Origin of the sequence: Klebsiella sp. K5-306 (assembly GCF_051835185.1) — a bacterium.
GTDB classification, from domain to species: domain Bacteria; phylum Pseudomonadota; class Gammaproteobacteria; order Enterobacterales; family Enterobacteriaceae; genus Klebsiella; species Klebsiella oxytoca.
On record NZ_JAIFJY010000027.1, the window covers coordinates 16,875 to 29,240 of the forward strand.

At 60.4% G+C, this 12,366-nt stretch carries 5 protein-coding genes; 2 read left to right on the forward strand and 3 right to left on the reverse strand.

Annotated elements, in window-relative coordinates:
• Nucleotides 1-2: 2 nt before the first annotated feature.
• The 3 genes from K2184_RS26870 to ybtP are packed head-to-tail and all read right to left on the reverse strand — an operon-like array spanning nucleotide 3 to nucleotide 4,780.
• Entirely contained in the window at nucleotides 3-1,286 is a 1,284-nt protein-coding gene (locus tag K2184_RS26870) for an MFS transporter (RefSeq protein WP_163524923.1), read from the reverse strand.
• A complete protein-coding gene (gene ybtQ, locus K2184_RS26875; RefSeq protein WP_163524922.1) occupies nucleotides 1,279-3,081 on the reverse strand; it encodes a yersiniabactin ABC transporter ATP-binding/permease protein YbtQ in 1,803 nt (600 codons plus the stop codon). Before ybtQ ends, K2184_RS26870 begins: the two co-directional genes overlap by 8 nt.
• A complete protein-coding gene (ybtP, locus tag K2184_RS26880) occupies nucleotides 3,068-4,780 on the reverse strand; it encodes a yersiniabactin ABC transporter ATP-binding/permease protein YbtP (RefSeq protein ID WP_163524987.1) in 1,713 nt (570 codons plus the stop codon). The genes ybtQ and ybtP overlap by 14 nt, the downstream gene beginning before the upstream one ends.
• A gap of 256 nt (nucleotides 4,781-5,036) precedes the next feature.
• Here ybtP and ybtA point away from each other — a divergent pair, with 256 nt between their 5' ends.
• A complete protein-coding gene (ybtA, locus tag K2184_RS26885) occupies nucleotides 5,037-5,996 on the forward strand; it encodes a yersiniabactin transcriptional regulator YbtA (RefSeq protein ID WP_004102097.1) in 960 nt (319 codons plus the stop codon).
• Between the two features lie 180 nt (nucleotides 5,997-6,176).
• Entirely contained in the window at nucleotides 6,177-12,284 is a 6,108-nt protein-coding gene (locus tag K2184_RS26890; RefSeq protein WP_163524919.1) for a non-ribosomal peptide synthetase, read from the forward strand.
• Nucleotides 12,285-12,366: the final 82 nt, after the last annotated feature.

The window sequence follows — 12,366 nt, forward strand, 5'->3', positions numbered from 1 at the left end:
CCTTACCTCTCTGTGTTATTCCCGGATCCTTCAATTGCGTTTGTCGAATGCAGCCGGGCAGAAGCAATCCACGCTGCCAGCAGCGTGAATGCGCCGCCAAACATAAAGCAGGCCGCATAGCCAAAATGCTGCGCAATTACGCCGCCAACCACGCCGGCCAGAATGGCGATGGCGGCATCAGTACATTGAAAGAGCGTAAAATCGACGCCAGCCTGCAGAGGCGATGAAAGCGTCATCAGCGTGGCGTAAAGACAGACCAGGGCGCAGGCCAGCGAAATGGATTGCAGGATGATCAGCCCCTGGAGTAACGGCAGCCGCAAATGTCCCGGCGCCAGCAGCAACGTCGTTACTATTGCCAGCAGCACGACGCCCTGGAGGCCATAAGCCGCAAGCAGCGCTCTGCCGGGGGAGGTGTATTTCATCAGCACCCCGCCCGCCAGCGTTCCTGCGATACCAGCCGCGATATTGCCAGCGCTGAATAGCGCGCCGAGCGCCGACATGCTCAACCCCTGATCCAGCAGCAGCGGCGCCAGAAGAGGCAACACGAACCGCATCCCGGTATTCAGCATCAGCACCAACAGTAAACCCAGCCGCGCCTGTCGCCTTTTAAGCGCATAACCCAACGCCGGAACATGCGGTACAGACGTGATGCGCATGGGTTCGGCAATGCGCCACAGGGGAACGGATAAGACCAGGATCAGCGCCGCCATGATCAGCATGGCCACCGGCCAGTCGAATGCCGCCGCTAGCATCAGGAAGACGCCGCCGCCGCACATCATTCCCAGATAGCTGCCGCCGACCTGAACGCTGTTTCCCCAGCCGTAACCTGCGCGACTGAGCTGATCGACACAAAAGCCGTCGCTGGCAATATCGATGGTGGCGGCAACCGTACCCGCGAGTAAAAACAGCGCAAACAATGCGGCGATCTGCGTGTCGGGAAATCCCCCAGTTCGCCCGACCGCGCCGGTCGCAGCGGCAACCGTCAGGAGCGCCGCCAACCCGACCTGACCCCGGAGGATTAACAGGCGAGAACGACGCTCCGTGCGATCGGGCGGCAGGCGCCAGCGCTCAATCCACGGCGCCCAGATAAACTTCAGCGCCCAGGGCAACATAAACAGCGTTGTCGCGCCGGCAAGGGCCAGCGAGCCGCCGGCGGCGCGCACCAGCGCAGGCAGGGACTGCATAGAGAGCGCCGATACCAGGCTCTGCGTCACATAGATCCCGGCAATGGCAAAAATCACCCGTCCGGTCGTTAACGGTTTCACCTGCGACTGAACATCACTCATGCAGTCGCTCCTCAGATGCGTCAACCTCTGCATCACGCCAGACGCGCGCGGCCATTTGCGCCTGCCACAGCGCCTGGTAACGTCCCTGACGGGAGAGCAGCTGCGCATGCGTGCCCTGTTCAACCACTTCTCCCTCTTCCATCACCAGGATGTTTCCGGCCCCGGCGATGGTTGACAGGCGATGGGCGATAATAATCACCGTCCGGTTGTGAACCAGACTATCAATAGCTTTCTGTACCGCCAGTTCGCTATCAATATCCAGCGCGGCGGTCGGCTCATCGAGAATGACGATCGGCGCATCTTTCAATAAGGCCCTGGCAATGGAAATTCGCTGGCGCTCGCCGCCCGAGAGCTGCCCGCCCATCTCGCCCATTGGCGTCAGCCAGCCTTGCGGAAGACGGGAAATGAATTCAAGACACTGCGCCGCGCGGGCGGCCTCTTCCACCTCCTGCTGCGTGGCCTGCGGGCGGGCAATAAGGAGATTCGCCAGCAGCGTGTCATCAAACAGCCAGACATCCTGAAACACGACGGAAATCAAGCTATTGAGCTGTTCCGCCGTCAGATGACGAATATCGACGCCACCGATAGAAATCTCTCCCTGCTGCGGATCGGCATAGCGCATTAACAGTTTGCTGACCGTGGTTTTACCGGCGCCTGAGGCACCCACCAGCGCGCTCATGCTGGCGGCCGGAAAGGTCAAAGAGAGGTTGTTGAGCGCGGGATCGCCGCTGTCATCATAGCGGTAGCAAATGGTGTCAAAGCGGATATCGTAACGCTCCGGCATCTCGCCGCGTTCTGCGACGGGAAGCGGCGGGATCGCCATAAACTGCTCAATACGCTGCAGGGCGCTGGCGATCAGTTCCACCACCGAGGTGTAGCTGATAAACATCGCCATTGGTTCCGAAAAACGCATAATCATCGCGGCGGCGGCTATCAGAAAGGCGAGGTTCAGAGTCCCCGTTACTACCCAGACCACCCCGGCTAACACGACCACCTGCAGGCCCAGCTCCACGACGCCGGCGATCAGCATCGTCGCGCCGGCGCTCTGGCGATGCGTGCGGCTCTGCAAGCTTTCCAGCGCATTAAAATGCGCCAGCAACGCCCGGCTTTTTTCGCCATCGCTGCCGCAGGTACGCAAAACCATCATCCCTTGCGCAAATTCAACGATATCCCCGCTCAGCCGCTGGTGCGCTTCGCCCAGGGTCTGCATTTGTCGGCGCATCGCCGGCCGGCGCCAGTAATAAAACGGCACCAGCATGGGAAAGATCAGCAACATCACCAGCCCCAGCCGCCAGTCGATCCACAACGTTGCCAGCGATGCGGTCAGCGGAGTGACGATGGTTAAAAGCAAAATATTGGCTATCGCAATCACATAGTTGAGATTTTCATCCACGCTGCCCAGCAACAAGGCGTTCGTTTCGCCCGCTCTGCCGCGCTGGAGTCTTTCCAGCGGCACGCGGCGTAGCTGTTCGCCCAGGCGCAGGCGCAGTTCATGGGTGGCCTGCGCCAGATGACCACGGTATTCAAAGCCCAGCCCATACCAGCGTAGCGCCAGCGCCGCGAACGCCGCAGCGCTGAAAGCCAAAGCCCAGGTGAGAAGCGGCGATGCTTCACCACGTAATAGCGCATCAACGATCGGATAGAGGCAGGCAAAGGCAATCCCCTGCATCAATGCCGCCAGCAGCAGCGCAATCATACTGCGCCGCAGCATCCCTGCCTGACTGCCAACGCTGGAGATAAGCTGGCGCCAGATGACGCGCCAGGCCAGGTTATCCGCGGGATTATTGGCTTTCATTTTCCGCCTCCTCTGGTTGTGTTCCCCCCGGCATCCATTGCTGCGCCTGCTGATAGCGCTGCCACAGCTGCTGATAAAGGCCGCCCTGGGCTAACAGTTGCCTGTGGCTCCCGCGTTCACGGAGCCGCCCGTCGGAAAACAGCAGTATCATATCGGCGTGAGTCACCATGGAGAGTCGATGCGCGACCATGATGACCGTCCGGCCGCGCATGGCCGCCGCAAGGGCTTTAATCAGCGCCGCTTCGTTTTCCGGATCGGCAAACGCCGTCGCCTCATCGAGCACAAGAATGGGGCGATCCTGCAACAGCGCCCGGGCGATGGTGATGCGCTGCCGCTGACCGCCGGAGAGAAAGACGCCGCGCTCCCCGACGCGGGTGCTGTATCCCTCCGGCAACGCGCTGATAAATTCATGGGCCTGCGCCACTCTGGCCGCCGATATCACCGCTTCCAGCGGCGTATCCGGCGCGCCCAGACGAATGTTATTGGCGATGGTGTCGGCAAAAAGGAAGTTGTCCTGGAATACAAACGAGATTTGCTGCATCAAGGTGTCCGTCTGCATATCGCGCAGATCCACGCCGCCGATGCGAATATGGCCTTTATCGGGATCGGCATAACGCAGCAGGAGTCGCGCCACGGTGCTTTTCCCGGCGCCGCTCGGCCCGACCAGCGCCACTATTTTTCCGGCAGGTACATGAAAGCTCACCTCCTGCAGCGCCGCGCCTGCGCGCGCTTGTGGATAGTGAAAACTCACCTGCTCAAAGGTAATACTCGCATCGTTCGGCTGCCGATCGACAAGCGGACGGGAGAGTTCCGGCATCGCGAGAACCTGATAAATACGCTGAATGCTTAAACGCGTTTGCGCGACCAGGTTATTGAGCATCATCATGGGCATCACCGCTTCCGCCATCCCGCTGCCCAACAGTAAAACGGCCACCCAGGCGATAAAATCGAGGCTGCCCGCCTGCATCAGGCCGTATCCGCACCAGATCAGAACGAATAAGGTCGGCAGCGGATTGAGGATCGAGAATGAAAAACGCGCGGAAAAGCCGGCTTTGCGATACCAGATTTTGAGCACATCGACCCACTCCTCAAGGGCATGCTGATAGCGCAAAAAGCTGGTGCTGCCGCTATCAAACGTTCTGACCACCGGCATGGCCTGCACGAACTCAATCACCGCGGCGCTGACCTGCTCGCGCGCCTGATGATAACGCTGAGCCATCTCTCCCGAGCGCTGGCGGGCGAGAGTAAGTATCAGTGAACCCAATGCCAGCACCCCCAGCGTGGCAATGGCCAGCCGCCAGTCCAGCCAGAACAGGATAACGGCGGTCGCCAGGGGCATGACTATCGCGCGAGCGTACAGCGGCGTGCTGTCAGCAACGAAAATGTGTAACGACTTCACATCATCCAGCATCACCTTCGCCATCGCACCGCTGCCCATTTGCTGTAACGCGCCCGGGGCAAGCTGCACGGCTTTCTGCGCTAATCTGCTGCGCAGAATATTCTCCAGATGAAACGCCGCATAATGCGAGGTGTTAAATGCCTGCAGGCGCAGGACAAAAGTCAGCGCCACGCAGCCAAATAGCCCTCCCAACGACCTGAGTGGAATAACGTCGGGCGAGACGCGAAGATCGCGCAGGCTCCATGCCAGAAAAAGCAGCGCCGCAAGGCTGGTGATGGCCGCCAGACCCGCCAGCGCCATCGCCAGAATGACCTTCCGGCGAACCGGGGTTATCACCTGCCAGAGCGGGAACCGGGACGAAGATTCAGTATTGGATGATTGAGATGACATGGGAGTGGCTGAATTTCCTGATGAATTTTTACGGACGCCAAAAACGCTATTTCAGGGTGGCGTTCTGAGAATTAATGTGAATAATAACCATTATCAATTACTCATCTACCCCATTCGGTTCTATTTTTACCCGCATTGGTTTAAGCCACAGGGAGATAACCCGGTCATGACGGAGTCACCACAAACGCAATCTGCAATCTCAATTCATCAGTTGGTGGTCGGGAAACCCGCTAACGACGGTACTATCCCGGCCCAGTGTGAACTGCTGCGCTGTTCGTTGCAGGAAGGGATGGATATTTTGCTCTGGAGAGGCCATTTTGCGCAGCCTGAGACGTTACAGCTTCACGATGATCTGGGCAGGATTAACTTCTCGTGCATCCTCGAGGGCACCTCGCGTTTTGCCATCCAGGGGCTCAGACGCCACACCGAGTGGGAGCTGGCCCGCAATCGCCATTACATTACCCACACGCCAGATTGCCGCGGCAGCGCCGCCTACGGCGGCCGATTCGAGAGCATCACCCTCTCCTTCAGCCCTGAAACCCTCGCGCTGTGGGTACCGGATATCAGTACAGTCATTAAAAATAAGATCGACTCCCACTGCTGTTGCCAGCAGCAGCGCTGCAATGCGGAAACCCATTTAACGGCCCAGGCTTTGCGTCATGCGCTAATGCGGATGCACGGCGGATTCAGCCATGAACAAAAGCCTTCGACCCTCTGGCTACAGGGACAGAGTCTGGTGATGCTAAGCCTGGTCCTGGATGAGCACCGCGAAGACGCCAGCTGCTTCTCCTGCCACTTCAACCCGGTGGAGCGCCAGAAACTGCTGCGGGCAAAGGATCTGCTGCTGGCCGATTTGACGCAGGCGCCGGGCGTTGCTGAGCTGGCGAGAGAGTCCGGTTTGAGCGTGCTGAAAATTAAGCGTGGCTTCCGCGTTCTGTTTAACAACAGCGTCTATGGCCTGTTTCAGGCTGAACGCATGCAGGAGGCACGAAGAAGGCTGGCCAATGGCAATACCTCCGTTATGACGGTAGCCGCCGATCTGGGCTACGCCAACGCCAGCCACTTCTCTGCCGCTTTCCAGAAACAGTTTGGCGTCACCCCTTCCAGCTTTAAACGCGTCATCTAATCGCCGATCGCCCCCTCCCCGCCAGCGGCCCGGAAACCCCCTCCGGGCCTCAGTGCTTTCCTCCAGTGATTAACCCGAAACGGGCATAAATAGACCCGTTTCGGGTAGCACTCAATTGTTAATAATTATTATTCTCATGTAAGGAGTGTTTTCCGCTAAGACGTGCCATCAGGAGGAAGAATGATTTCTGGCGCACCATCTCAGGAACCGCGGTTACCGGACAACGGCAACGCGGCTGATTATCAACAATTACGCGAGCGGCTCACGCAGGAGCTAAATTTAACGCCGCAGCAGCTACATGAAGCGTGCAATTTGATCCAGGCGGGCCTGGATTCAATCAGATTGATGAGATGGTTAGACTGGTTTCGTAAAAGGGGCTACCGCGTGACCCTGCGCGAACTGTATGCCGCCCCCACGCTGGGCGGGTGGCGCCAGCTGATGCGCAGCCGTTCCCCGGAGAAACCGGCGGAGGAAACGGCATCCGGCGAAAGCGTCTGGCCGACCATGACCGAGGGTACCCCCTTCCCTCTGACGCCGGTCCAGCATGCCTACCTGACGGGGCGAATGCCTGGACAGCCTCTCGGCGGCGTGGGCTGCCATCTGTATCAGGAGTTTGCCGGCTATTCTCTGACGGCGGAAAAGCTGGAACAGGCCATCGCGATCCTGATGCAGCGCCACCCGATGCTGCATATCGCCTTTCGCACCGACGGACAGCAGGTCTGGTTAAAGCAACCTTACTGGAACGGCGTCACGGTTCATGATCTGCGCCAGAACGACGCCGCCAGCCGCCAGGTCTATCTGGACGCCCTGCGCCAGCGCCTGAGCCACCGCCTTTTACGCGTGGAGATCGGCGAAACGTTTGATTTTCAGCTGACGCTGTTGCCCGATAATCGCCACTGCCTCCATGTCAATATTGACCTACTGATTATGGATGCCTCCAGCTTTACGCTCTTCTTCGATGAGCTTAATGCTCTGCTGGCGGGCGAATCGCTGCCGGCTATCGACCCCCGCTATGATTTCCGCTCCTATTTGCTGCACCAGCAGCAGGTGCATCAACCGCTGCGAGACGAAGCCCGCGCGTACTGGCTGGCGAAAGCGCCTGCGCTTCCTCCTGCGCCGCTCTTGCCGCTGGCCTGCGACCCCGCCGCGCTACGTGAAGTCCGTAATACCCGACGCCGCATGATTGTCCCGGCCAAACAGTGGCATGCGTTCAGCCAACGGGCCGGTGAGTACGGCGTCACCCCGACAATGGCGCTGGCAACCTGTTTTTCCGCCGTCCTGGCTCGCTGGAGCGGCCTGACGCGGCTGCTGCTCAACGTAACGTTATTCGACCGCCAACCGCTGCACCCGGCGGTTAGCGCTATGCTTGCCGACTTCACCAATATTCTGCTGCTGGATACCGCCTGCGACGGCGATACCGTCAGCGGCCTCGCGCAGAAGAATCAACTGACCTTTACCGAAGACTGGGAGCATCGTCACTGGTCCGGCGTCGAACTCCTCCGGGAGCTCAAACGCCAGCAGCGCTATCCCCACGGGGCCCCGGTGGTATTTACCAGCAATCTGGGACGCTCTCTCTACAGCAGCCGCGCGGAACCGCCTTTGGGCGAGCCGGACTGGGGCATCTCGCAGACGCCGCAGGTGTGGATAGATCATCTGGCCTTCGAACATCAAGGCGAGGTCTGGCTGCAATGGGACAGCAATGACGCCCTGTTCCCTCCGGCATTAGTAGCGACGTTGTTCGCGGCCTACTGCCAGCTGATTAACCAGCTCTGCGAAGATGACAGCGCATGGCAAAAACCGTTCCCGGATACCCTGCCCGCCAGGCAGCGCGCGATTCGCCAGCGGGTCAACGCGACCGACGCGCCCATTCCCGCAGGACTGCTGCATGAAGGCATTTTCCGCATCGCCCTCCAGCAGCCGGAGGCGCTGGCGGTCACAGATGCTCATTATCAGTGGAACTACCGTGAACTGACGGACTTTGCCCGCCGTTGCGCCGGCAGGTTAATCGCGTGCGGGGTGCAGCCGGGCGACAATGTGGCGATCGGCATGTCAAAAGGCGCGGGACAGCTGGTTGCGGTGCTGGCCGTGCTGCTGGCCGGGGCGGTCTACGTTCCGGTTTCGCTGGACCAGCCCGCCGCGCGGCGCAAGAAAATCTATGCTGACGCCAGCGTTCGGCTGGTGCTCATTTGCCAGCACGACGCCAGCGCGTGGTCAGACGATGTTCCCCTGCTTGCCTGGCAGCAGGCCATTGAGGATGAACCGATCGGCAACCCGGTGGTTCGCGCACCGACACAACCGGCCTATATTCTCTACACCTCCGGTTCTACCGGCACACCGAAAGGCGTGGTCATTTCTCACCGGGGAGCGCTCAACACCTGTTGCGATATCAATAACCGCTATCAGGTAGGTCCAGGCGACAGGGTGCTGGCGCTGTCCGGCCTGCATTTTGATTTATCGGTATATGACATTTTTGGCGTCCTGAGCGCCGGCGGCGCGCTGGTTATGGTGATGGAAGAGCAACGGCGCGATCCCCGCGCGTGGTGTGAACTGATCCGACGCCATCAGGTCACGCTCTGGAACAGCGTCCCGGCGCTATTCGATATGCTGCTGACCTGGTGCGAGGGTTTTGCCGATGCTGCGCCGGCAAATCTGCGCGCGGTAATGCTTTCCGGCGACTGGATCGGTCTCGATCTTCCCGCCCGCTTTCGGGCCTATCGGCCGCAAGGGCAGTTTATCGCTATGGGCGGCGCCACCGAGGCGTCTATCTGGTCTAACGTCTGCGAGGTCAGAGAGGTTCCTGAGCACTGGCGCGCCATCCCCTACGGTTTTCCGCTGGCTAACCAGCGCTACCGGGTAGTCGATGAGCGGGGCCGGGACTGCCCCGACTGGGTGCCTGGCGAATTGTGGATTGGCGGCCTCGGGGTCGCTGAAGGCTATTTCAACGATCCCCTACGCAGCGAGCAGCAGTTTTTGACGCAATCGGGCGAGCGCTGGTATCGCACCGGCGATCTCGGCTGCTACTGGCCAGACGGTACCTTAGAGTTCCTCGGCCGCCGCGATAAGCAGGTCAAGGTCGGGGGATATCGCATCGAGCTGGGCGAAATTGAGAGCGCGCTCGGCCAGGTGGCGGGCGTGAAACAAGCCACCGTTCAGGCGATCGGGGAGAAAGAGAAGACCCTGGCGGCTTGGGTTGTTCCTCAGGGGGAGGCTTTTTGCGTTCCCCATCATCGCGATCCGTTGCTGCCGCAGGAATGGCGTACCCTGGCAGGAACGCTGCCCTGCTGCGCCTGCCCGCCAGAAATCTCCGCCGCTCAGGTCGCTGATTTTCTGCAGTATCGTCTGTTAAAACTGCATCCGGGCCACGCCTCTGACGTCGATCCGCTCTCCCTGATCGATTCGCTCGCTATCCAGCCGCGCTGGCAGGCCGTGATGGAACGCTGGTTAGCCTTTCTTGCGGCTCAACAGCGGCTGCAGCCCGCCGCCGAGGGTTATCAGGTCTGCGCGGCAGAAGCGCCGGAAAAGCGCCATCCTTCGTTCAGCGGGCATGACCTCACCTTAATGCAGATTCTTCGCGGCGCGCGCCACGAACTGTCATTACTGAACGATGCGCGGTGGTCGCCGGAAAGTCTGGCTTTCGACCATCCGGCCAGCGCCTTGTATATCGAGGAGCTGGCGACAATGTGCCAACAGCTTTCCCGACGTTTACAGCGCCCGGTACGCCTGCTGGAGGTGGGGGTCCGCACCGCCCGCGCCGCAGAGTGCCTGTTGTCCCGCCTCAACGCTGGCGAGGTTGAGTATGTCGGGCTTGAACATAGCCAGGAGCTGCTGCTGAGCGCCAGACAGCGGCTTGCCCCATGGCCTGATGCCCGTCTGGCCCTCTGGAATGCAGAGACGCTGGCGGCGCACGCGCATTCGGCGGACATTGTCTGGCTGAATAATGCCCTGCATCGTCTGCTGCCAGAAGATCCCGGACTCCTTAAGACCTTACAACGGCTCGCCGTCCCCGGAGCGCTGCTCTACGTCATGGAGTTTCGCCAGTTGACGCCGTCTGCCCTGCTCAGCACGCTTCTGTTAACCGCTGGACAACCGGAGGCTTTACTGCATAACAGCGCAGCGTGGGCAACAATATTCAGCGCCGCCGACTTCAGCTGTCAGCATGGCGATGAAATCGGCGGATTACAACGCTTCCTCGTCCAGTGCCCGGCCAGCCAGATGCGCCGGGACCCGCGTAAACTACAGGCCGCCCTTGCCGAACGCTTGCCCGGGTGGATGGTGCCGCAACGGATCCATTTCCTTGACGCTTTCCCGCTGACCGCGAACGGAAAAATTGACTATCAGGCGCTGACCCGTCGCCATACCTCTGAGGCGGAAACATCGGCCGAAGCGGATTTACCTCAGGGCGATACGGAAACATGCGTGGCCGCCATCTGGCAGCAACTGTTGTCGATCGGCACCGTCACCCGGGAGACCGACTTTTTCCAGCAAGGCGGCGACAGCCTGCTGGCCACCCGTCTGACCGGACAGCTCCATCAGGCGGGTTATACCGCGCAATTAAGCGATCTGTTTAATCATCCCCGACTGGCGGATTTTGCCGCTACCCTGCTTAAAACCGACCTCCCGGTCGAACAGCCATTCACCCACTATCCTGAAGATCGCTACCAGCCTTTCGCGCTTACCGACGTGCAGCAGGCCTACCTGGTCGGACGGCAGCCGGGGTTTGCCCTGGGCGGCGTAGGCTCCCACTTCTTCGTTGAATTTGAGGTTGCCGATCTGGATATCCGCCGGCTGGAGAGGGTCTGGAATCGTTTAATCGTCCGCCACGATATGCTGCGCGCCGTTGTTCACGATGGACAGCTGCAGGTTCTCGAACAGACTCCCCCCTGGATCATACCCGCGCACGTTTGCCCAACGCCAGACGAGGCGCTGCGGCTACGTGAAAAACTGGCGCATCAGGTACTCAACCCCGAAATCTGGCCGGTATTCGATCTCCAGGTCGGATACGTCGACGGGATGCCCGCCCGACTCTGGCTGTGCCTGGATAACCTGTTGCTTGACGGGCTAAGCATGCAGATCCTGCTGGCGGAGCTGGAACACGGCTATCGCTATCCGCAACAGCTGCCGCCGCCGCTCCCCGTCACTTTCAGGGATTATCTGCAGCAACCCGCGCTGCGGGCGCCAGACCCAGACTCCCTGGCCTGGTGGCAGACTCAGCTGGACGATATCCCTCCGGCGCCGGCGCTGCAGCTGCGCTGCTTGCCTCAGGACGTTGCGACGCCGCGCTTTGCCCGCCTGAACGGGGCCATGGACAGCGCGCGCTGGCGCCGATTGAAACAGCGGGCGGCTGAAGCCCACCTTACCCCGTCGGCCTTACTCTTATCGGTATGGTCGACGGTGCTCTCGGCATGGAGCGCGCGGCCTGACTTCACGCTTAACCTGACGCTTTTCGACCGCCGTCCGGTGCATCCCCAAATCAACCAGATTCTGGGCGACTTCACCTCGCTGATGCTGCTGAGCTGGCGGCCTGGCGACAACTGGCTGCACAGCGCGCAGCGACTGCAGCAGCGCCTGAGCCAGAGCCTCAATTATCGCGATGTATCCGCCATCCGCGTGATGCGTCAGCTGGCGCAACGGCAAAATCTGCCCGCCGTGACCATGCCGGTCGTCTTCACCAGCGCGCTCGGCTTCGCGCAGGATAATTTCCTCGCCCGGCGCAATTTACTCAAACCGGTCTGGGGTATCTCGCAGACGCCGCAGGTCTGGCTCGATCACCAGGTTTATGAGTCCGAAGGTGAATTGCGCTTTAACTGGGATTTTGTCGCCGCCCTGTTTCCTGCCGAACAGGTGGAGCGGCAGTTTGCCCAGTATGGCGAATTGCTCAATCGGATGGCCGAGGAAGAGAGCTGCTGGCAGCTGCCGCTCGCCGCGCTGGTTCCCCACGTTAAACTCGCGGAACAAAGCCCCGCGCCCGCTCCGCGCGGCTGCCCTGAGCGCCCGGTGTCCGGCGTGGCGGCGGACGAGAGCACTGTCCGTCTGATTTGCGACGCCTTTCGCGAGGTGGTGGGCGAATCGATTATGCCCGCGGATAACTTTTTTGAGGCGGGCGCCACGTCGCTAAATCTGGTGCAGCTGCACATTTTGTTACAACGTCACGAATTTTCCACGCTGACGCTGCTTGATCTCTTTACCCACTCCTCTCCAGCCGCTCTGGCCGAATACCTTACCGGCGTCGCGATGGAGGAGAAAGCCCCACGCTCTCGCCCGGTTCGCCGACGCCAGCGGCGGATTTAGCGCGAACCAAACTGATTTTTCCGGGACGCCGTCGCGCAAGCGCGGCGTGCCATTGACTTTGTGACTCTTAGGAAACGAGACC